Source organism: Bacillus sp. M5A3_1b (assembly GCF_053345335.1).
Window position 1 is genome coordinate 469,367 of record NZ_JBKEZY010000002.1, and the last position, 21,587, is coordinate 490,953.

General features: G+C 36.8%; 21 protein-coding genes. 7 read left to right on the forward strand and 14 right to left on the reverse strand.

Annotation, left to right across the window (positions count from 1 at the left end; all coding sequences use genetic code 11):
• Window positions 1–4 precede the first annotated feature (4 nt).
• The 6 genes from ACLBWW_RS08670 to ACLBWW_RS08695 form a co-directional block, all read right to left on the reverse strand.
• The gene (locus ACLBWW_RS08670) at window positions 5–421 is read right to left on the reverse strand and encodes a tetratricopeptide repeat protein (RefSeq protein WP_075308529.1); all 417 of its coding nucleotides are present in this window, start codon (window positions 419–421) and stop codon (window positions 5–7) included.
• A gap of 147 nt (window positions 422–568) precedes the next feature.
• Window positions 569–838 (reverse strand): hypothetical protein, encoded by a 270-nt coding sequence (locus ACLBWW_RS08675; protein WP_447613989.1) that lies wholly within the window; start codon window positions 836–838, stop codon window positions 569–571.
• Window positions 839–856: 18 nt separating this feature from the next.
• Window positions 857–1,216: a hypothetical protein gene (locus ACLBWW_RS08680; RefSeq protein ID WP_098633436.1), complete on the reverse strand. Its 360-nt coding sequence runs from the start codon at window positions 1,214–1,216 to the stop codon at window positions 857–859.
• 134 nt (window positions 1,217–1,350) lie between these two features.
• Entirely contained in the window at window positions 1,351–1,533 is a 183-nt protein-coding gene (locus tag ACLBWW_RS08685) for a DUF3976 domain-containing protein (protein ID WP_001178300.1), read from the reverse strand.
• A 28-nt stretch (window positions 1,534–1,561) separates the two neighbouring features.
• Window positions 1,562–1,939 (reverse strand): hypothetical protein, encoded by a 378-nt coding sequence (locus ACLBWW_RS08690; RefSeq protein WP_064476765.1) that lies wholly within the window; start codon window positions 1,937–1,939, stop codon window positions 1,562–1,564.
• A 2-nt stretch (window positions 1,940–1,941) separates the two neighbouring features.
• Complete coding sequence (locus tag ACLBWW_RS08695; RefSeq protein WP_000428506.1) at window positions 1,942–2,151, reverse strand: helix-turn-helix transcriptional regulator; 210 nt, start codon at window positions 2,149–2,151, stop codon at window positions 1,942–1,944.
• Window positions 2,152–2,975: 824 nt separating this feature from the next.
• On the opposite strand from ACLBWW_RS08695, the gene odhA reads away from it, so the two are divergent.
• From odhA to ACLBWW_RS08720, 5 genes are all read left to right on the forward strand, one after another.
• Window positions 2,976–5,843, forward strand: coding sequence for a 2-oxoglutarate dehydrogenase E1 component (gene odhA / locus ACLBWW_RS08700; protein WP_447613990.1), 2,868 nt, complete (start codon window positions 2,976–2,978; stop codon window positions 5,841–5,843).
• A 132-nt stretch (window positions 5,844–5,975) separates the two neighbouring features.
• Window positions 5,976–7,235, forward strand: coding sequence for a 2-oxoglutarate dehydrogenase complex dihydrolipoyllysine-residue succinyltransferase (gene odhB, locus ACLBWW_RS08705; protein ID WP_000569906.1), 1,260 nt, complete (start codon window positions 5,976–5,978; stop codon window positions 7,233–7,235).
• Window positions 7,236–7,360: 125 nt separating this feature from the next.
• Window positions 7,361–9,280, forward strand: a complete 1,920-nt coding sequence (locus tag ACLBWW_RS08710; RefSeq protein ID WP_447613991.1) for a putative thiazole-containing bacteriocin maturation protein — start codon at window positions 7,361–7,363, stop codon at window positions 9,278–9,280.
• The gene (locus ACLBWW_RS08715; protein ID WP_048545082.1) at window positions 9,277–11,226 is read left to right on the forward strand and encodes a TOMM precursor leader peptide-binding protein; all 1,950 of its coding nucleotides are present in this window, start codon (window positions 9,277–9,279) and stop codon (window positions 11,224–11,226) included. The genes ACLBWW_RS08710 and ACLBWW_RS08715 overlap by 4 nt, the downstream gene beginning before the upstream one ends.
• A gap of 16 nt (window positions 11,227–11,242) precedes the next feature.
• Window positions 11,243–12,784 carry a SagB family peptide dehydrogenase gene (locus ACLBWW_RS08720; RefSeq protein WP_048545083.1) on the forward strand — a complete coding sequence of 514 codons (1,542 nt, stop codon included), beginning with the start codon at window positions 11,243–11,245 and terminating at the stop codon, window positions 12,782–12,784.
• 30 nt (window positions 12,785–12,814) lie between these two features.
• Here ACLBWW_RS08720 and ACLBWW_RS08725 read toward each other — a convergent pair whose 3' ends face one another.
• The 3 genes from ACLBWW_RS08725 to ACLBWW_RS08735 form a co-directional block, all read right to left on the reverse strand.
• A complete protein-coding gene (locus tag ACLBWW_RS08725) occupies window positions 12,815–13,225 on the reverse strand; it encodes a DUF3908 family protein (RefSeq protein ID WP_000996802.1) in 411 nt (136 codons plus the stop codon).
• A 239-nt stretch (window positions 13,226–13,464) separates the two neighbouring features.
• The gene (locus ACLBWW_RS08730) at window positions 13,465–13,953 is read right to left on the reverse strand and encodes a GNAT family N-acetyltransferase (protein ID WP_048545085.1); all 489 of its coding nucleotides are present in this window, start codon (window positions 13,951–13,953) and stop codon (window positions 13,465–13,467) included.
• Window positions 13,954–14,054: 101 nt separating this feature from the next.
• Window positions 14,055–15,389: a CoA-disulfide reductase gene (locus tag ACLBWW_RS08735; RefSeq protein WP_098977474.1), complete on the reverse strand. Its 1,335-nt coding sequence runs from the start codon at window positions 15,387–15,389 to the stop codon at window positions 14,055–14,057.
• A gap of 199 nt (window positions 15,390–15,588) precedes the next feature.
• Here ACLBWW_RS08735 and ACLBWW_RS08740 point away from each other — a divergent pair, with 199 nt between their 5' ends.
• On the forward strand, window positions 15,589–16,017 hold the full coding sequence (locus tag ACLBWW_RS08740; RefSeq protein WP_098078643.1) for a hypothetical protein: 429 nt from the start codon (window positions 15,589–15,591) through the stop codon (window positions 16,015–16,017).
• Window positions 16,018–16,157: 140 nt separating this feature from the next.
• Here the strand turns inward: ACLBWW_RS08740 and ACLBWW_RS08745 are convergent, their stop codons facing one another.
• Window positions 16,158–16,940 (reverse strand): zinc ribbon domain-containing protein, encoded by a 783-nt coding sequence (locus tag ACLBWW_RS08745; RefSeq protein ID WP_098131638.1) that lies wholly within the window; start codon window positions 16,938–16,940, stop codon window positions 16,158–16,160.
• A gap of 197 nt (window positions 16,941–17,137) precedes the next feature.
• Here ACLBWW_RS08745 and ACLBWW_RS08750 point away from each other — a divergent pair, with 197 nt between their 5' ends.
• Window positions 17,138–17,971 carry a hypothetical protein gene (locus ACLBWW_RS08750; protein ID WP_098047529.1) on the forward strand — a complete coding sequence of 278 codons (834 nt, stop codon included), beginning with the start codon at window positions 17,138–17,140 and terminating at the stop codon, window positions 17,969–17,971.
• A 14-nt stretch (window positions 17,972–17,985) separates the two neighbouring features.
• On the opposite strand, the gene ACLBWW_RS08755 is transcribed toward ACLBWW_RS08750, so the two are convergent.
• The 4 genes from ACLBWW_RS08755 to trpA all read right to left on the reverse strand — a co-directional run bounded on the left by ACLBWW_RS08755 (window position 17,986) and on the right by trpA (window position 21,586).
• Entirely contained in the window at window positions 17,986–18,669 is a 684-nt protein-coding gene (locus ACLBWW_RS08755) for a DUF2278 family protein (protein ID WP_098721296.1), read from the reverse strand.
• A 90-nt stretch (window positions 18,670–18,759) separates the two neighbouring features.
• Entirely contained in the window at window positions 18,760–20,259 is a 1,500-nt protein-coding gene (locus tag ACLBWW_RS08760; RefSeq protein ID WP_098078654.1) for an L-lactate permease, read from the reverse strand.
• 116 nt (window positions 20,260–20,375) lie between these two features.
• Window positions 20,376–20,735, reverse strand: a complete 360-nt coding sequence (locus ACLBWW_RS08765) for a DUF4029 domain-containing protein (protein ID WP_098068939.1) — start codon at window positions 20,733–20,735, stop codon at window positions 20,376–20,378.
• Between the two features lie 74 nt (window positions 20,736–20,809).
• The gene (gene trpA, locus ACLBWW_RS08770) at window positions 20,810–21,586 is read right to left on the reverse strand and encodes a tryptophan synthase subunit alpha (RefSeq protein WP_048545100.1); all 777 of its coding nucleotides are present in this window, start codon (window positions 21,584–21,586) and stop codon (window positions 20,810–20,812) included.
• Between the last annotated feature and the right edge of the window lies 1 nt (window position 21,587).

Here is a 21,587-nt window from a genome sequence, read left to right on the forward strand (position 1 = left end):
CTCCTCAAATAATGTTTTTAATCAATTCAAAATATTTATCATCTTCTTCAAAAAATATCTTGTAACCCTCTAGCATATATGCTTTTAATAAATATTCCTTAGCTTTTTCAAGTTCTCCACATTCGAACAAGCTCTCTCCAAGTCTCAATAAAATCAATGGATTCGAAATACCGTCTGGACAGTTTAAAGCATTATAAAAATTACTTTTTGCCATTTCATAGTCATCTTTAATAAGATAAGTATCGCCTATTGCTGTATATAACCAAGTACTTGCTTCCCAATCCGTCTTTGGTGCTGGCACCATATCTAAAGCCACTAAATATTTCTCTATTGCTTGATCAAATTGTTCTACTTCAAATAGAATATCTCCCTCTTCACACAGTTGTAAAATTTGATTGTATACTTTGTCATCTAGTTCCAATTCTCTTTACCTCCAATTATTTTTTAGTTGGTGGCAAATATCTCTCACCTAATTTAGCGCCTGCTGATCTATTTAAACTAAAATGAGATAATTCTCTATCTCCATATAAATAGCAAAATAAAAACCAGCAACTTTAAGATTGCTGGCTTATCTCTTATTCATATTCGAAAAAACAATAACAATTGCTCCAATTATATAATGCCCCGCTACCATCCACATACTCCGATCAAAGATCATAAGCGATAACCAAAGCGATATATTAATAGCAGCAAATAATACATATAAAATGAAGTCTCTTTTTTGTAGCGCCTCTCGATTCATCAAAATATAAATCGCACCGATTGGTGGAAGGATGAAGCAAAGGAAAAAAACAAACATTTTTCTTAACGACCATGGATATGAAGTTACTGTCTGCATATGAGTCTCCTTTTCACTTTATAGTACATGTAACATCGGTCTTGCTATTCTATATTCGTCACTATAAGGCTCCTTTATGATTAAAGGTAGGTGAGGATCTCCCTCTTCTTCTATCATTATGAATACTTCTGTTTTTTCTTGTACTATGTTGGATTCACTGTTTTTAGTAGGTTTTTTACTTGTTTCGATTTTCTTTGTTACTTCTCCGAGCCTTTGTCCAACTTTTTCAGCTTCGGCAGGTTCATTCGTAACGTAGTATTCTTGATCCTCCCATACTAACATAGGTGGCACTTGTTTTCGTTTGTTACATATTATATAAGTAATACTAGCTATAAGTAGTAGGCATGTTAATAAAAAGAAGATAGTTTTTTTATTCATATACTATGCTCCCTATCTATCATTTTATTAAATTATATAATATCCATTATATGTAGTAAATGGATGTAATGGGAATTTTCGGATTTTATATCAAAAAGAAAAACCTTACTACAGTAAGGTTCCATTTTTATATTCTATAGTGATTGATTTATTAAAACGATCATTACGATAATCGCTATAAACATAACGACTAAACAGCCGATCATTTTATAAAAGCCTCTTTTCGTTAACGTCCCACCTTGAACGTCTTTCCGAATAAATAAGAATACGGCTAAAAATAATACAAGCCCAATGCCAAAAGCATACATCATTTGCATATGTTAATCTTCCTTTCTCTCTTCCATCTTAATATCTTTTCGATAAAACAACAAATGAGATAAAAACTGTACTCATCGTAAGTGCCATAAGTATGTTTAATAGTTCAACCGCAGATAGTGTAATTACGTGTAGATTTAAACCGAAAGAGAAAAGAAGGTAATATGCCGTTAGCGCAAAAAAGCTGAAGAACATTCCTTTATAACGAATGAGTTTCATTCGCTCATCTTTTTCTTTAAATTGCGGATGTAAGTAACTTAAGCAGAAACACATAATCATCATCGCAAGTACTGTATACGTTGGAGCCGGTGGTGCGGAATGCGTCATTATGCCCGCTAATATCATGGTTCCACTCATAATAAAGAAAATAATTCCCATAATTAAAAAGTACTTTTGTGAATAATTCATCCCTATTCCCCCTCTTCTTTTCCTTCATAAATAAATACATGTTCTATCGTTGTCTGAAATGTTTTCGCTATTTCAAATGCTAATGGAAGTGATGGATCATATTTTCCTTTTTCAATTGAAATGATGGTTTGTCTGGAAACTCCAAGTTTCTCAGCCAATTTTTCTTGAGACAGTCCAAATTTTTTTCGGTATTCGACCATTTTATTTTCCAAGGAAATTTCTCCCTCCTCCCTTATATCGAGTATATATGTAAAGTAAACTTTACGTCAAGTTTCCTTTACATTCATTTTGTTTATTTTTCGTTCTATTTATATAGAAGAAACTTTTTCATTTTCAGCACGTCTATTTTGAAATGAAACATGGAACACTGTAATGAACCGTTACTATATTTCCTCCTCTCAATTTTTAAAATTTAATATCTCCCTATTTGTTTTATCCTTTTAAAATATTTCATTTATCTCTTTATTCCACAAAATGCGTTATTGGTTTTACGGTGTTTTTCGTCATATTTATAGAAACTAACTGTTTATGAAGCATTTTTTATGTTTAGCAACTTTTTTTGTAGAAATCCTTCGCTTTCCTTTCAATATTTAACACTATCTAAATAAAGTTTACGATAAATTCATAATTTTTTATTTTTTATACTATATTCCGTTATATTGTTGTATAATATCAATGAAAGCGCTTATTATTTCAATATACATAATTCGAACTCATTTTTATCGAAACATTCTAATTATTATACTTATATTTACATGCAACAATTTTAGTTATTCGTATAGGTATACCAAATATATCCACCCCATTTTTCTGTAAAATTACTTTATAACATGAAAGATTAACTTGGGTGATAAGTTATTGTGAATGTTTTTTTACAAAACAGATAAGTAATAGTGTTTGGTATTATGTAAATTATTGTAATAACATAAGAGTAAAGAAAACATTTACATTGATTATTGGTTCATCAATTATTGAAAAGAGCAAAATGCACCTTTTGTTTGGAAAAAGGATTATATGCATTGGGAGGTTTAAACAAATGACGAGGAAGAATACAACGACAAACCCTTGGGCCAAGTTCCATGGTCCGAACCTTGGTTATGTTATTGAGCAGTATGATCTTTACGTAACTGGAGCAGGTTCTGTTGATCCGGAATTACAAGAGCTTTTTGAAATTTTTGGAGCTCCTTCGTTTCAAGATAATGTCGTAACAGGGGACAACACAGCAACACATTTTTCTCCTCAAAACACAGGGAACATTGAAAAAATTCTTAAAGTCGTTCAGCTTGTTGAACAAATTCGTTCATTCGGGCATACGTTGGCTCACATCAATCCGATGGAAGATGCTGCTAATGGACAATCTCTTCTTGAGAAAGCAATGAACGAACTGAGCGATGCTGACTTGAAAGCGATTCCAGCAAAAACAGTATGGCAAGATGCACCAGAAGGTATTCACACTGCACTTGATGTAATTCATAGATTAAAAGACGTTTATACAAAATCTTTAGCTTATGAATTTTCTCATATACAAGATAGTGAAGAACGCGCGTGGTTGCATCAAATGGTGGAATCAAATTCATTGCGTCAACCACTATCAAATAAAAAACGAACTGCTCTTTTAAAACGTTTAACAGCTGTTGAAGGTTTCGAGCAATTCTTGCATAAAACATTCGTTGGGCAAAAGCGTTTCTCTATCGAGGGCGTTGATATGCTTGTACCTGTTCTAGATGAAATTGTTCTCGAAGGTGCAAAGGGCGGCGTAGAAGATGTCATGATTGGTATGGCTCACCGCGGTCGTCTAAGCGTACTTGCACACGTATTAGAAAAACCATATAGTCACATGTTTGCTGAGTTCAAACATGCAAAAATAGAAGGCGCAGTGGCAAATTCTGGATGGACTGGCGACGTGAAATACCATTTAGGTAGAGAACAAGTCGTTAGTAACGAAGAAGTTAGCACTCGCGTTACATTAGCAAATAACCCAAGTCACCTTGAGTTCGTTAACCCTGTTGTAGAAGGTTTTGCACGTGCGGCTCAAGAGAATCGTAAAAAATCTGGTATTCCAGAACAAGATACTTCAAAATCATTCGTAATTTTAGTTCATGGTGATGCTGCATTCCCTGGTCAAGGTATTGTATCTGAAACGTTGAACTTAAGCAGATTGAACGCGTACCAAACAGGCGGAACAATTCATGTTATCGCAAACAATGCAGTTGGCTTTACGACTGATAGCTATGATTCTCGTTCTACGAAATATTCAAGTGACCTTGCAAAAGGTTTCGATATTCCGATTGTTCACGTGAACGCTGATGATCCAGAAGCTTGTCTTGCTGCTGCTAACCTTGCGATTCAATATCGTACATTGTTCAAAAAAGACTTCTTAATCGATTTAATTGGTTACCGCCGCTACGGACATAACGAAATGGATGACCCAGCAGTTACGCAACCACAAGTGTACAAAAAGATTAAAAATCACCCGACTGTAAGAGCGATTTATGCAGATCAATTACAAGCTGCTGGTGTTCTAAATGCAGATGAGGTTGAAACAATGACTCAGTTTATACAAGAGCAATTAAAATCTGACTATGCACAAGTACCGCCAGCTGATACGAGCGCTGCAACAATTGACGTTAAGGTGCCAGATGTTGTTGCAAAAGGCATTCAGCCAATTGATACTGGTGTTGAGATTGACTCACTTCGTGCAATTAATGAAGGTCTACTATCTTGGCCAGAAGGCTTTAACGTATATCCGAAAGTAAAGAAAATTCTTGAACGCCGTAAAGACGCTCTTGAAGAGAACGGTAAAATTGAATGGGCACTTGCTGAGTCGTTAGCATTCGCTTCTATTTTACAAGAAGGTACGCCAATTCGTTTAACTGGTCAAGATTCACAGCGTGGTACATTCGCGCACCGTCATATCGTATTACACGATACTGATACAAATGAAACATATTCACCATTACATCGCTTGCCAAACATTAATGCATCCTTCTCTGTTCATAACAGTCCATTATCAGAAGCTGCTGTTGTTGGTTACGAGTATGGCTATAACGTATTCGCTCCAGAAACTCTTGTTATGTGGGAAGCGCAATATGGTGACTTCTCAAATACTGCGCAAGCATTATTCGATCAATATGTTTCAGCAGGAAGAGCAAAATGGGGTCAAAAATCTGGTTTAGTTCTTCTATTACCGCACGGTTATGAAGGTCAAGGACCAGAGCATTCTAGTGCACGTCCAGAGCGATTCTTACAGTTAGCCGCTGAGAATAACTGGACAGTTGCAAACTTAACGAGCGCGGCACAATACTTCCATATTTTACGTCGTCAAGCATCTATCTTAGGAACAGAAGCTGTTCGACCATTAGTATTGATGACGCCAAAAAGTTTATTACGTCACCCACTTACGCTTTCAACTGCTAGTCAGTTAAGCGAAGGACGTTTCCAACCTGCTCTAGAACAAGAAAACCTTGGCATGAAACCAACTAAAGTAAAACGTCTTGTTTTAAGCACAGGTAAAATGGCGATTGACTTAGCAGCAGAAATTGAGTCTGGTAAACATGAGTATAACTTAGATGAAGTTCATGTCGTTCGTATTGAACAGCTGTACCCATTCCCTGCTGAGAAAGTTCAATCTATTATTAAACGCTTTAAAAACTTAGAAGAAATTATTTGGGTTCAAGAAGAACCTCGTAATATGGGCGCATGGCATTACATGGCTCCAATTCTGTTCGAACTTGCTGGAGATAAAGTGAAAACAGGTTACATTGGACGCCCAGATCGCTCTAGCCCATCTGGTGGCGATCCATTCGCTCACAAAGCTGAGCAAGAACTAATTGTTGCACACGCTTTAGATGTGAAGTATAACTTCCGTCAAGATAAACAAGAAATTGAAGTTTTCAGCAACTGAAAGTAACAATGAAGGTTTCTAGCTTGTTCCCCGGGCAGATCTTCTGCCCAGGGGCAGGCTAACAAATGGAGATTACCGAAGACAAAAGAAGAAAAAACACACCGTTAGGCAAATAAGGGGAGGACATTTAAAATGATCGAAATTAAAGTACCTGAGCTTGCAGAATCTATTACTGAAGGAACTATCTCACAATGGCTTATCAACGTAGGCGACAAAGTTGAGAAAGGTGGCAGCGTTGTTGAGCTTGAAACTGATAAAGTCAATGTAGAAATCATTGCAGAAGATTCAGGTATTGTATCGAAGTTACTAGGCGAACCTGGGGATACAGTTGAAGTTGGTGCAACTATCGCAATTTTAGATGCAAACGGAGCACCAGTTGCAGTAAGTACACCTGCACCGGCTGCTGAACAGCCAAAACAAGAAACAACTGAAGCACCGAAAGCTGCGGCACCAAATGCTGAGCAAACTACAACTTTACAAGGTTTACCGAATACGAACCGTCCTATCGCATCACCAGCTGCTAGAAAAATGGCTCGTGAATTAGGTATCGACTTAAACGACGTACGTAGCACAGATCCACTTGGACGTGTGAGACCACACGATGTACAAGCTCATGCTGCAGCTCCAAAAGAAGCACCAGCTGCTCCAAAAAGTCCAGCTCCTGCTCCAGTTGCAAAAACGGAATTCGAAAAACCAGTTGAGCGCGTGAAAATGTCCCGCCGCCGTCAAACAATTGCAAAACGCCTTGTAGAAGTTCAACAAACATCTGCAATGTTAACAACATTTAACGAAGTTGATATGACTGCAATCATGGAATTACGTAAAGAGCGTAAAGATGCTTTCGAGAAAAAACATGATGTACGTCTTGGCTTCATGTCATTCTTCACAAAAGCAGTTGTTGCAGCATTAAAACAATTCCCATTATTAAATGCTGAAATTCAAGGCGATGAGCTTATCATTAAAAAATTCTATGATATCGGTATTGCAGTAGCAGCTCCAGATGGATTAGTTGTTCCAGTTGTACGCGATGCTAACCAATTAAACTTCGCTGAAATCGAAAGCGAAATTCGTAATTTAGGTATGAAAGCACGCGATAACAAACTTTCATTAAAAGAGTTACAAGGTGGTACATTCACAATTACAAACGGTGGTGTATTCGGTTCTCTAATGTCAACACCAATCCTAAACAGCCCACAAGTAGGTATTTTAGGAATGCACAAAATCCAAGTACGTCCAGTTGCAATTGATGCAGAACGTATGGAAAACCGTCCAATGATGTACATCGCTTTATCTTACGATCACCGTATTGTTGATGGTAAAGAAGCAGTTAGCTTCCTTGTTGCTGTTAAAGATATGCTTGAAGATCCAAAATCATTATTATTAGAAGGTTGATAGATTAATAATCTATTACAGGCTGTAGAATGAATTATTCTACAGCCTTTTTTTATTGCGTTCATATGGGACAAATTTCATAACATAAGCTAATAATGTATGCCTAAAACGTAAGGAGGATTAAAATGAATAACCTTCCAATTGATGCAAAACTTAAAGCAAATAAGGATACTTTTTTCCTCCCCGACTCAAACGGGGGTGTCTATTTTCGAAATAATGCCAGTTCATTTCGTATGGACGGTGATGGAATTTACAACTGGATTGAAAAATTAATGCCAATGTTTAACGGGAATTATTCTTTAGCAGAAATAACCGATGGTCTCCCTCTCCCCTATCAAAATCGTGTATTTGAAATTGGAGAGATTTTATATGAAAATGGTTTCGTTCGGGATGTAAGTCAAGATGCACCTCATGAATTAAATAGCGCATTACTTGATAGATACGCTTCACAAATTGAATTTTTAGAAGCTGATTCTCATTCAGGCGCTCTAAAATTCGAAACGTATCGCGCGGCAAACGTCCTTATAATTGGTTCTGGAGATATGCTTACTTCCTTAGTTTCTTCTTTATTAGAATCAGGATTACCTACCTTTCATTACCTTGTTACAGATTATGAGGAAACAAATTACGATCGCATTCATGAGCTAGTAGAACTTGCACATGAAGTTGATGATCATGTCCTTGTTCAGGAAATAGATACGACAATTGATCGTCCCCTGCATGAAGTGTTCGAGCCTTTCGACTGGATTTTGTATGTTTCTCAAAATGGAGATATTGAAGGCCTAAGAGCAGTTCACACGATTTGTAGAGAAGTAGGAAAGAACTTCATACCTGCCGTCTGTTTATCAGCACTTGGTATAGCCGGCCCTATCGTAACAGCTAATCGTGAAGAATGCTGGGAATCCGCATGGCATCGGCTACATGAAACGGCTTTACAAAATGAACATTCATCAGCATCATTTTCACCACTTCCATCTGCAATGTTAGCAAATATAATCGTATTTGAATTACTTAAGCATGTCGCTGATGATTCCTACCGAGAAAAAGAACCACAATTCTTTTTATTAAATTACGAAACACTCGAAGGAGCATGGCATCCTTTTATAAAACATCCTCTCGCAACTGATGAAAGTTTTACAATTGATACGATAGAAAATCTTTCTGAACAACTTGAGCAGCGGTCCAACCAACATACCTCAACTGATTTATTCCGCTTTTTCGACTCATTAACTTCTAAAGAAGCTGGTTTATTCCATGTATGGGATGAACAAGATTCATATCAATTACCGTTATCACAATGCCATATTCAAGTAGCTACTCCACTATCAGATGGTCCTGCTTCCCTCCTGCCTCTTATGACTTGTGGTGGTTTAACTCATAATGAAGCGCGCCGAGAAGCTGGTTTAGCAGGAATTGAAACATATGTAGCGGAAATTATGCACCGCCTTATTCCTGAACATAATGATATCGGTATTGGCGCTGGAGAAACGATGACAGAAGGTGTATACCGGGCGCTACAACAACATTTAAATAATAAATTGTATGAGCGGCAGTCACATATGCTAGAAGAAATTACGACGATTGATTTAACTGCAATTCATGATAAACATTGTAGATTTTATTACGATGCTCTCTCTACAATTCATGAAACACCTAAAATAGCAGTAAGTGAAGAGATTCTCAGCTTTCCTGTCGTTTGGGTCGGTATAAATGATCGCTGGTACGGTGCATCTAATATTAATATGACGTTAGCCTTACGAAACGCACTACAACTATCACTACTTCATATTCAAAATGAAGAGACTCCTTACAGAGCTAATATCTTGCCTGAATCCTCTATTATTTTATATGACACGGATTCTTTTAGATTGGAAATACAAGCGGAAGAAGAAGTTCCAGGTGTGCAATCTGTGCAGCTTGCCTTGCAACATTTAGAAGAACATAATTTTTATCCATTCGTGTTTGATTTAGCCATTGAATCATTTTTGAAAGAAAACTTAGATGGTGTGTACGGTGTATTAATTGCAAAGGAGGACAGTCTATGACTCAAAATATATTGCTTATAGGAGATGGCTTACTTGCAAACTATGTACATGATCAACTATGCAAACAATATTCTATCATTCGCCAACATAACCTTACAGAAGAACTCCCTGAAAATATTCATCTCGCTCTCGTATTACATGATGGCTCTCCTTCTACTATTCATCATGATGCCGAGCTAATGTTTCGATCGAATCATATTCCATGGCTACGTGCATTCACTTCATTTGGTGAAGGTATTATCGGTCCTTACATTCATCCTCTTGCAACTGGCTGTTCCAACTGCTCTGATGGACGCCGATTTATCGCTGGATTTGATCAACAAGAAATGTGGGCACTACAGCGGAAATATGCGTTAAAAGCAGATAATGTAACAAGGCGTGATGTACGTGCCACCCAAAATGGTATGTTACAAATGTGCCATCTTATTCGTGCAGAAACAGAGAAAATATTAACTCATAACCATTCTTCTTTAGAAAATGAACTCATTTTACTAAACTTACAAACACTGCAATGTACGCGGCATTCTTTTCTTCCCGATCCGCTCTGCCCTGTATGTAGCAATTTGCCTGATGATACGGCAGATGCAGCAACGATTTCGTTACAACCGAGCTTAAAAACAAGCGAAGCAACATATCGCTGTCGTTCCATTCATGAACTAAACACATTTTTAACGAGAGATTATTTCGATTATCGCGTCGGTATGTTGAACGGAAAAATGCAGCATTCTTTATTACCATTTGCTGACGTTATTATAAACATGCCATTAATGTTTGGAAACGAAGGTGTTGCAGGCCGAACTCATTCATTTGCAATGAGTGAAGCGACTGCTATTTTAGAAGGTTTAGAACGATATTGTGGTATGTCACCTCGAGGAAAAAAGACAAATGTACACGGCAGTTTTCGTGAGTTAGAGGACCATGCACTTAATCCCCTCTTGCTCGGTGTACATACAAATGAACATTATAATCGGAATAGTTTTCCGTTTAAACCGTTTGATCCTGACTATGAACAAAACTGGGTATGGGGCTACTCTTTATTACAAAACCAGCCAATTTTAGTTCCTGAATCAATTGCTTATTATAGCCTCGGTCATCGAGATGCTTTCGTGTATGAAACATCAAATGGATGTGCAATTGGTGGTAGTTTAGAAGAAGCAATTTTTCATGGCATTTTAGAAATTGTAGAGCGTGACGCCTTTTTGCTCACTTGGTATGCCGAATTACCTCTCCCCCGCCTTGATCTTAGTTCAGCAAATGATACAGAATTACAATTAATGATTCAGCGGCTGTACACGATTACTGGGTATGAATTACATGCTTTTAACGCAACGATGGAACACGGTATCCCAAGCTTATGGGTAATTGCGAAAAATACGCGTGAAAATGGAATGAACGTTGTTTGTGCGGGGGGCTCTCATTTAGACCCTGTCCGCGCTTTAAAGAGTGCCATCCATGAAATAGCAGGCATGTTACTAATAGCAGACGATGAACTCGAACAAAAAAGAGAGCATTACGAAAACTGCTTACACGATCCTTATCTCGTTAATAAAATGGAAGACCATAGTATGCTGTACGGATTGAAAGAAGCAGAAGAACGTCTTCACTTTCTTTTACGTGACGATGCCCCGGTGCAGTCGTTCCAAGAAATGAATGCATTACAATCAGTTGATTTAGATTTAACATCCGATCTTCATCAACTTTTAAACCGTCTGCAGCAATCTGGACTTGACGTAATCGTTGTAAATCAAACAGTACCTCTTATAGAAAAAAACGGATTACATTGTGTAAAAGTCATTATTCCAGGCATGCTACCGATGACGTTCGGCCACCATCTCACTCGGGTTACAGGACTGGATAGAGTATATACTGTGCCGATGACACTTGGATATACAAACGAACCTTTAACGAATGAACGATTAAATCCACATCCGCATCCGTTTCCATAGTAAAGGAGGGGATTCTATGCAGCTGGATACTTTTTTACATCATCTTCATTTTTCTATAGACGAAATTATGCCAAACCATGAAGTGGACTGGGAAGATGCACCGCTCCCTTATAAATTATATCGAAATGTCCCTATCATTCCACTCTCTTTAGAAATCCCATTATCTTTACCTAACTCTTCTACTACACCTACTTTAAAAGAGATTGGTCATTACCTTTGGTCCTCATTTGGTTTAACACAGTTATGTCAGCTAAATAGCGAGAAAATTTTATTCCGAAGATCTATCCCTTCAGGCGGCGCTTTATATCCAAATGAATTGTATATATATTTAAAGATTGATGATTATCCAGACGGTATTTACCATTACGACGCTGCGCACCACCGACTTATTTTACTTCGCGAAGGAAATTTCGATTCTTACATTACAGAAGCACTTGGCAACCGTTGTAACATACAGTCTTGTTTTGGCGCTACATTCGTATCCACTATGTTTTGGAAAAACTACTTTAAATACAATAATTTTTCGTATCGACTTCAAGGATTAGATAGTGGTGTTCTCATCGGACAATTACTTGCATGTGCCAAACAATTCGGTTACACAAATGGCGTATACTTTCAGTTTCTAGACCGGGCAATCAATCATTTACTCGGACTGTCAGAAGGCGAAGAAAGTGTGTATGCTGTCGTTCCTTTAAGTACAGAACCGCAAACGAATTGGTTTCACAATGATTACCGTGAAAATAAAACAGTTACTTCTCATGAGTTGTTACAGCAAATTCCGCCGTTAGCACACGAACATTTCGTTCGCTCAAAACATGTAAATGAATATCCAATGATAACAAAAATAAATGAAGCTTCTATGATTGAATCGACAGCACACTTCCAAACACTACATCATGAAGAGCACTATCAACATCATGCGCACGCTGTACAGTTGCCGCAAGTAGAACGGTTATCGTATGATTTCTTACAACTTTGTAAAGAACGGTATTCCCCTGATGCTGACTTTACTTTCACGAAATGGGATGCAGCCGAGCTCGCTACTTTACTACAAGAAGCTAGTCTCTCCTTCCCTTATTACAACGACCTTGATGGTCAGTATATAAATGAAAATGCGCGCGTCTCCTTATATGGATGTTTTTATAACGTAAAAGATATAGAAAACGGCGCTTATTCTTATAACAGCAAAAATCATTCCATACAGCCACTTCGATATGGAGACCTTCGTTATCCCCTTCAATCCAGTATGACGATGGATAACGTAAATCTTTTTCAAGTACCGCTTTGCCTACATGTAGTCGGAAAGAAAGATTACTATACACGTGCATTAGGCTATAGAGGATACCGTATTCACCAAATGGAAGCTGGTATACTCGTTCATAAACTCGTTTTCGCCGCAACCGCGATGAGGATGGGCGGGCATCCATTACTAAGTTTTGATACAAATTCATGTGATCAGTTATACGGGATAGATACTGGAACTGAAACGTCTCTTATTCAAATTCCTGTTGGGGCGTATCGAGCACGGAATTGGTTAAAAGGGGATTTGCTTAATTAAAAGCACGCCGGTGGACGGCGTGCTTTTTTACTAGATTAATTTAAAAATACTCTTAATTTGTCTCGCGAATAACCAATTTTTCGTACCGTAGTTATCATTTAAACTATCTAAATTGATAGATTGTCCGTTAGCAAACTTTAATTCTAACGTTGTATTTTTGTCATTTGTTTTTAAGTTGCTATGTGTAATTGCTTCATACTTTAATTTTTCGATTTCAACATATTCATCTTTTTCTTGTCCAATCACGACATGATCTTGGAAGAAGAACAATACTTCTACTTTCTTACCGAAACAAAATACATTTTTCGTATAAATTAATGTCGCATTATCAAGTCCGACGCATACTTCTTTCATTTCTTCAACAACGTTTCCAAAGTCTTCTTCCTGTCTTGCGTTTGATTCAGCAATCCATTCTTCGATTGTTTTCATGTTAATTGCCATACTGTGCCCCCTGGTTCGTTCATTGCTTTATTAAAAAATAAATACTATATGAAAATATAAGCGATAAGTACTATGTTTTCAAGGGTGAACGGTATATTCGAAATAAAGTGAAACTTTAATTAGTGGGGGTTTTCTTCATCCCCCACTGATTATTAGCCCTCACTAATCGGGCTCTTACTGCCCACAAATAGCGGGATAAAGTTAAATTTCAAATTAATCTATTAGAGGCACCGATTTCATTATATTTTAAACGTTTGAACGAGACATTCTTCATCATCGATTAACTTTGTTTTTTCATCAAATTCGATGTTTAGCTCCCTATATACTTTCTTCCAAAAAGAAACAGCTGGTACATTTTTCACAAGTTCGATAACGAAATATTGTCCTCGTTTCTCTTTTAGTACATTCTCAATAACTTGTTTACCGATTCCTTTTCCCTTGTACTGATTCAATATGAAAATGTCATTAATACAAAAGTCATTTTCTTTTTTCAAAAATGGACGTTCCAGTAGTAATAAAAATCCTACAATATCATTATTACTTTTAATAAAATACGGAGTGATTCCGTCATTTTCCCAAAACATGTACAAATCTTCGTATTCAAAAAATCCATTTGCCCCAATCTTTATATTAGGAGTGAATGTAGAGAGGTCATGAAGATATAGTGCATATAAATTACGTAATATTTCTTTTTCTGATTCTTGAACTGTTTGAAGTGTTACAAACATTTTTAATAATCCCCTTCCCTATATGTAACTATTTCCAATTCGCTTCTTTCGCCAAAAATAATGATTCCCCTTTAACGAAAAAAAATAGCACTTAAAAAGTGCTATTCTGCTCTCCTTGCCGCTTGCTGAATTGGATCCCAAACGCTGTTATATGGTGGTGCGTAACTTAAGTCGACATCTTCTAACTCGTGAATGCCCATTTTATTGAAAAGTGCCATTGCGATCACGTCAATTCGTTTATCTACACCTTCTTCTCCAATTACTTGTCCACCTAATAATTGTTTCGTGTCAGAACGATATAATAATTTCAAGTAAAGTGGTTTCGCATTAGGATAATAGCCCGCCATATTTGTGGAGTCTACTTTGACTGTTTTATACGGAATATGTAGCCCTTTTGCTTCTTTTTCATTTAAACCTGTTCTTGCGAGCGTCAAATCCATAAATTTAATAATGCCTGTACCTAACGTTCCTTTAAAGGCTCTTCGTTTATCAAGCATATTCAGTCCTGCAAGTCGGCCTTGTTTATTAGCAGTCGTTCCGAGCGGGATATGATCATGAATTTCCTTTATAACATGGTAATGTGTTGCGCAATCACCAGCTGCATATACGTCCTGCACATTCGTTTGCATATATGCATTTACTTCGATTGCTCCTTTATAATTTGTACGTATATTTGTTCCTTCAAGAAAATCAGTATTCGGCTTCACTCCAACCGATACTAAAACAAGATCTGCTTTATACGTACCTTTATCCGTTTCAATTTGTTTCACTCTTTCATTTCCTTTAAATGCTTTCACATTTTCATTCGTTAAAATTTCAATATTGTGTTTATCTGCTTCTTTATGTATATATTCAGCCATATCTGCATCATAAATCGTACCGATATGATCATTTCGCTCAATCATTCTTACTTTCTTACCAAGTTCGACGAATGTTTCTGCCATCTCCAGTCCAATCGCACCACCGCCAATAATGGTTACATCTTCAACTTTATTCGTTTCTAGCGTTTTTAATATACGCTCAGCATCTGGAATTGTTTTTAAAAGATGAACGCCTTGCAAATCTCGGCCTTCCCATTCTGGCATAACAGGACGCACTCCAGTCGCAATTAATAATCGATCGTACGGAAATTCAAAAACATCTTTCGTCTTCGTATGCTCTGCGTACACCATTTTCTTTTCCGTATCTACTTTCGTTACTTCATGACGCACTTTCGCATCAATTCCGTATTTATCACGAAACGTCTTTACATTACGCGCGATTAATTTTTCCGTTGAAGCGATAGCACCACTAATGACATACGGTAACCCACACTGCGCGTACGAATAAATTTCACCTTTTTCTAACGTTACAACATTTGCATTTTCATCGTTTCTTACAATTTGCATAGCTGCACTCATACCAGCTGCATCTCCGCCAATAATGACATAGTTCACTTTACCACTCCTTCTTTTCTACATACTCTTTACGTTTTCCATATTTTTCAGAAATAACACCTACTTCCATTGTAAAGAAAGATAATTTCATCTTCAAATTTGGTGCACAAACCTATGCCTGAATAGGTAGCCGTCGTGTCTTATAAATAACATGTTTAATATGCTATAACAGTAACTATTGAAAGTAGGTGAAACATATATGTGTGCCGGCCTTCTCGCTCAAACTCCAGAGGAACCGAAAGAACCAAAACCCGCCTTGTCGCTTGATCAAGAATTTTCTATTAACGCAACCATTTATAGTGCTCGTGCTTGGTTATCTAATGATGAAACTTTCCCACAAACGATTTGGAAAGGCTCTCACTTCGCTTCAGCATCACACGCTGGCAAGTCCATCTTACCAATCGGTACTGTAAAAATTTTGAACTTATCCGATGATACAATAACAGTTACTGCCTCATCAGAATCAGATGATACTCTCAAAATAGTCGTCCCCCCTCATTCTGAAGGTGTGTTAACATCTAGCGCATTATCTGATGTGCAAGCAAGTACATCAGGAGGAGCAAGTAAAGTCACATTCCTCTTTCATATCTTTTTTTCAAGGGATCCTGGTTCAGCTAAAAAACCATAAAAAAGGTACAGCTATGCACTGTACCTTTTTCACGTGTTCTATTCTCTTGATTTGATTAGTTCAACATTATAAGATTCAATCTTCAAACTGAGTCCCACACTTTGTACATACATACATTCATCCATTCAACCACCTTTTCTTTAGAGGCCAGTTAATCCCTGTGTAAAGGCTCGAATTATCGTGCTAATGTAAGACCACAGTACAATGAATGTTGCAATTCCGATTAAAACATTTGCGATAAGAAGTGTGTAAATAGGATCTAATCCGCCGTTATCTAATTTTACTATAGCTACAATTATACTAATTCCCATATATGTTGTAGCCAACCCTAATAAGATTGGTAAGAAGATTAATAAAAAACTAAAAAGAAAAGAAAGAACTAATATAGCAATAGCTGGCGTCGCTATCGTTCCCCATATACCGAATACTTCAAGAAACGAAAAAGGTGATTTCATCATCTTACCACTTACAAAAATAATAAATCCGACAAATAAAGTTAAAATTAGTAAAAATAAAAAGACCTTTATAGACTCGCCAAAGAAAGAAGGCGTAGATACATCCGGTGCAAATGTTCTTGTAACATTCGCCGCTACGCTCATGATTCTATAAAAAATACACGCTCCTAAAAAACAAATAAGTACAAGGCTTGTAATTCCATTTCGCACTTCGATATTGCCGCTTTTTATACTGGCAGACGGTGATTTAAAAGCATTTTTAAAGAACTGAAAATAGCCACTCGCAAACCGCTTCGCCTGCTCTACCGTTTCATTGGGGCGAGTTTCCTTTGCCTTTGCTACGCGTGCTTGTTCTGGCCCTTCTTCTTGGCCACTACTTGCCACTACTTCCTCCGTCAACGAATGTCCACAATTCCCGCAAAACTTTGCCTCTGCTGTATTTTCCGTATGACACGCCGGACATTTCATTATCGCATCCCCCCCTTAAGCAGATACCATATAGGGTGTTACAAATTCAATATATGACTTTGTACATAAAACATGACTACAAGAAAAAGATTATGAAATCCTTCTTTCAAAAGAAAATATATATGCTAGCAATCTTGAAAAATAATGCTATTATGAAACAGAACAAATAACATTTTTAGCAGATTGGATGAAAGACAATGGAATTGGTAAACTCAATTTTTCAAATACTCCTTACAAGCGTAATCCAATTATTTTCTTTAATTGGCGTTATCATTGTAATTGGATTTTTATTAGGATATTTAGAATCTCTCACACGCATGTATTGGTCGAGAGCTTTCGGAAGAAAAGGATTCCTTTTAACGGCTTGGATTGGTGTTCCGATTCACGAACTTGGACATGCCATTATGTGTGTGCTATTTCGTCATAAAATTATAGGAACGCAGTTTTTCCCAACAGATACAAGTCAAGGTGCTTTAGGATACGTACAACATCAATACAATCAAAAAAGTGTATATCAACGAATTGGGAACTTCTTCATTGGAATTGGTCCTATTATTTCTGGTATTACTGCGTTAATCCTTTTAATGCGCTATTTCGTACCGAATTCATATTTCTTATTTAATACAACTCTCGAAAAAACAATCGCTTCTACTTCTATTAATATAGAAATGGTTCAAAACATGCTCTTGTCGACGTTTGTATTATTGAAAAGCTTATTTACAATAAGTAATTTATTGAATCCTTCCTTTTGGCTATTTTTATTTATCGCCATTTGTATTTCTGCACATATCGCTTTAAGTAAACCAGATATTAAAGGATCAATAGACGGTGTTATCGTCATGTTTATCGTATTATTTTTATTCAACATAATCGCAGGACTATTTCAATACGACAGTAATCAGCTAATTGGCAAAGTGATGAAGTATAATATGTACCTCATTGCGTTTTCTAGTGTGGCACTGCTGTTCTCTTGCCTTTCTACACTTGTTAGTTTTGGGTTTTATAAAATAAGAGGAGGGCGTTCGTTTTGAACGCTCTCCTCTCATCATTTATTTCCCTTATAATCACAATGCTCAACCGGAACACGAGCATGTCCTTCTTCATCTGTACACCATGACTGCGACTGGAAGGCAAGAAAGATACCAATCCATTCTTCTTCCTTTTCAAATTGAATGAGTATTCCCCCGTCTTGCCATATACCATTATCACCTTTCCATTTCTCTACATTCCCTTGATTCATGTGAATATCGTGTATCCCGTTTCCTGGTTTGAAATGAAAATAGGAATCTGGTGTATTTTCTTCTGGTCCCCATCTTTCACCGAACGCATAAATAGTTGCCTTTTCTTCTATCGCTCGTTTTATATAACGTTCTATTTTTTCGTTTAAATCATTATCTGTTCCTGCTTTTTCGGGAGGTAAAGGAATCATTTGTTTTGAGTCAAATAGATTTCCTCTTACATAATCTAAAGCCACTTTCGGCTCATTGTTTTTAACTTCCGTAAAACCAAATGGTAATGTCGGTAAAATATGAATCGCCTCTGACCTAATATTGTTACTCGCAAAATATAACACCTCTGACGGATAACTTTGCGATTTCACGTTAATTGCAATACGATAATCTACTCCTGCTTCGCCTTGTAAATGAACTTGATAATGAGGTGTTTTCCCTTTTCCAATCTTTGATTGTATAACTGTACCTTTTAACACGCCGTAGTTTTTTAGGGGCATACATTTCATCTCCTATTCATTTAGTAGAAGCTTTACATAATTAAAACATTATCCAATCATAAAAAAAATCCTCCTATGTTAGGAGGATTTTTAATTTCTCAACATATACCAAACACTAACCTCTACCACTACAAGCAACACCGCACCAAAAATCATTAACGTCGTCTTCTTTAATAGTTCATTTTCACGATACGGTATATTACATAAATAAGCACCTAACGTAATCCGTGACGGGCAAGCGATTGTCGCTACTGATGATGCGGTGTTTTGAAGTGTTGTGACGTATTGCCACGGAAGTGCTACGTTTTGTGCAGTTTGCATTTGTAGTTTTATAAACATCGCATTTGATCCTGCGTTACTACCTGTTAAAAAGCCACCGATTCCGCCGATAAACGGAGCAACGAAAACGAAAAACGTTCCAAATGTTTCACCAGCTGTTTTTGCCAGTAATGAATGCATGCCAGATGCACCCATTAGTTCTGAAATGGCGATAAACATCGTCGTTGTAATCGCAAAAGGAATCCATTGTTTTATCGTTTGCGAGAGTGATTGTTTAATAATATGAGATGGAATACGGAAGAAGATAATAGTAAATAAGCATGTCATACCGAGCCAAAATCCTGGTGAATATAGTAGCTCTAGCTTGTAAGAGTATGATTTCAAATCAAGAACGGCATATGATCTGAATACATCATGTAATGCTGGTACGAGGCGAGAAAGTAAAATACAAACTGTTAGGAATATATAAGGGCTAATAATTTTTATAATAGATATTTCTCTCTCCGCTGCAGCCGCATGTTCTGTTATTAAATTTTGCTCACTTTTTCCTTTTAATTTAATGATAAGAAAGCCAAATGTAATTGTAACGATAGAACTTAATATACCTGCTAGTTCAACACTTACGTATGCGTTAGAAAGATAGATTCCGAGAGAAAATAATAGAAAGAAACCGAATCCTTCTTTCCACTTTTCAATAACAGCCTGCCAACCACCAACAACGTGTAAAGAAAGAATGACGAAATAAGCAAACATCGGAATACTTAGTAGTGCCGTATTCGTACCAAGTGTTGTAAGAGGCATGTTTATAAGCTGCGAACCGATAATCGTACCAGTTGCCATTGCGCCCCACGAACTAGCTAGTAAGCCGATAAATGAAAGCAGTACAGCTTGAAACGGTTTATAGCCTAATGATAGAAAGATAGGTGCTGCAACCATAAAGCCAATTCCGAATCCACTTACTGATTCGATTAGCGGACAAATACCAAAACACATAAGAAGCATTTGTAATAAACGATCGTGCGTCACTTCTTCTAGAAAACGTGCTACTTGATCGATGTACCCCATTTTGTTCATGAGGTGAAATAAAAAAATACCGAAAAATAAAACGTACCCGACAATAAAACAAATTAACCAACCTTTAATCGTTGCGTGCACAGTTTCACTTATCCCTAGTTGAAACGTTGGCGAGAGTAAAACGATTCCAATAGACACAACGTAAGCAATTAAAGAGGACCTTAATGACGTTTGTTTAAATAAAAATAAACAAATGAAAATCATCATAATTGGGATAAGTGCCAACAATATGGCCATGTTATCATCTCTTTTCATTAAAAATACAATTTTTAACTATTATATAACAGATGTCATAATTTTCAATTGTTTTTACTACAGATTCGAAAAAGGAGCCATTTAGCTCCTTTTTTGAATCACTCCCATTTTCTTTTATCCTGAAAAACGCTCTGCTGTCCAACTATTTTGTCTAACATAACAAACACAATATAAGCACATATTACTTGCAATACAACATTTCCAAATTTCATTAATTCAAATGAATGGATCCAGCGAAATAATTCGTTTAATAATACAATCGAAACGATACTAAATAGTTCTATACTAATCGAAAATATACATATTTCTAAAATAGATTGCTCTTGAATGCGATTTAAGTTGGAAAAGATGAATACATATCCTAAAAATAGAGCCATTACCTCTATTTTCGTCATGCTAATGAGCCAAGCGTATAATGGTACAGTTAGAAGAAGATATAGTAGTTTACGTATTAGCATGCTTTCTCACCCTCTAAGTTATATGTATTTTCTGTATATTTTAACATTTATTACGTAAAACAAAAAGAAGAGACTTATGCCTCTTCTTTTTGTTTTGTTGCCTGTATTAATTCACATATTTCTTCTCGCTTTTCATTTTCTAACAGCTCGATGACTTTACTTCCAACGACTACTCCATCACATATTGTAATCATTTCTTCTACATGTTCCTTCGTTGAAATACCGAACCCTGCCACTACCGGTAAATGTGTATGTGATTTTACTTTTTCTAAGTAACTATGAATCTCACCTTTAAAGTTTTGACGTACTCCTGTTACGCCCGCTACTGTAACAGCGTAAACGAACCCTTCCGATTCACTCGTAATTTTTTCAATTCGCTCAATTGGGCTCGTTACTGTAACGAGTGGAATTAGCGCAATGTTTGCCTCTCGAAGTAACGGGGCAATAATATTTTGTTCTTCATACGGTAAATCCGGAACGATCATACCGTCTACACCTGCTTCTATACAGTTTTCGATGAATCGTTCTTTTCCGAATGCAAGTACTGGATTTAAATATGTCATGAGTACAAACGGAATTTGTACTTTTTTCCTTACCTCTATTAATGCTTGAAAAATGCCTTTTAATGTTACACCGCTATCTAGCGCTCGTTTCCCTGCTCTTTGAATCGTTGGACCGTCTGCGACTGGATCTGAAAACGGAATACCGATTTCAACGATACTTGCTCCTGCTTCGTCTAGAAAACAAATTCTTTCTTTTAATTTTTCAAGGCCACCATCTCCGCCCATTACGTACGGAATAAATGCTTTCTTACCATTTTCAAACGCTGCTTTAATTTTTTCTACTCCCATT

Excerpts from the sequence above, each read along its gene's own strand:
- ACLBWW_RS08675 (WP_447613989.1), bottom strand. The coding sequence starts at position 838 with ATGCAGACAGTAACTTCATATCCATGGTCGTTAAGAAAAATGTTTGTT.
- ACLBWW_RS08680 (WP_098633436.1), bottom strand. The coding sequence starts at position 1,216 with ATGAATAAAAAAACTATCTTCTTTTTATTAACATGCCTACTACTTATA.
- ACLBWW_RS08685 (WP_001178300.1), bottom strand. The coding sequence starts at position 1,533 with ATGCAAATGATGTATGCTTTTGGCATTGGGCTTGTATTATTTTTAGCC.
- ACLBWW_RS08690 (WP_064476765.1), bottom strand. The coding sequence starts at position 1,939 with ATGAATTATTCACAAAAGTACTTTTTAATTATGGGAATTATTTTCTTT.
- odhA (WP_447613990.1), top strand. The coding sequence starts at position 2,976 with ATGACGAGGAAGAATACAACGACAAACCCTTGGGCCAAGTTCCATGGT.
- odhB (WP_000569906.1), top strand. The coding sequence starts at position 5,976 with ATGATCGAAATTAAAGTACCTGAGCTTGCAGAATCTATTACTGAAGGA.
- ACLBWW_RS08710 (WP_447613991.1), top strand. The coding sequence starts at position 7,361 with ATGAATAACCTTCCAATTGATGCAAAACTTAAAGCAAATAAGGATACT.
- ACLBWW_RS08715 (WP_048545082.1), top strand. The coding sequence starts at position 9,277 with ATGACTCAAAATATATTGCTTATAGGAGATGGCTTACTTGCAAACTAT.
- ACLBWW_RS08720 (WP_048545083.1), top strand. The coding sequence starts at position 11,243 with ATGCAGCTGGATACTTTTTTACATCATCTTCATTTTTCTATAGACGAA.
- ACLBWW_RS08725 (WP_000996802.1), bottom strand. The coding sequence starts at position 13,225 with ATGGCAATTAACATGAAAACAATCGAAGAATGGATTGCTGAATCAAAC.
- ACLBWW_RS08730 (WP_048545085.1), bottom strand. The coding sequence starts at position 13,953 with ATGTTTGTAACACTTCAAACAGTTCAAGAATCAGAAAAAGAAATATTA.
- ACLBWW_RS08740 (WP_098078643.1), top strand. The coding sequence starts at position 15,589 with ATGTGTGCCGGCCTTCTCGCTCAAACTCCAGAGGAACCGAAAGAACCA.
- ACLBWW_RS08745 (WP_098131638.1), bottom strand. The coding sequence starts at position 16,940 with ATGAAATGTCCGGCGTGTCATACGGAAAATACAGCAGAGGCAAAGTTT.
- ACLBWW_RS08750 (WP_098047529.1), top strand. The coding sequence starts at position 17,138 with ATGGAATTGGTAAACTCAATTTTTCAAATACTCCTTACAAGCGTAATC.
- ACLBWW_RS08755 (WP_098721296.1), bottom strand. The coding sequence starts at position 18,669 with ATGCCCCTAAAAAACTACGGCGTGTTAAAAGGTACAGTTATACAATCA.
- ACLBWW_RS08760 (WP_098078654.1), bottom strand. The coding sequence starts at position 20,259 with ATGGCCATATTGTTGGCACTTATCCCAATTATGATGATTTTCATTTGT.
- ACLBWW_RS08765 (WP_098068939.1), bottom strand. The coding sequence starts at position 20,735 with ATGCTAATACGTAAACTACTATATCTTCTTCTAACTGTACCATTATAC.
- trpA (WP_048545100.1), bottom strand. The coding sequence starts at position 21,586 with ATGGGAGTAGAAAAAATTAAAGCAGCGTTTGAAAATGGTAAGAAAGCA.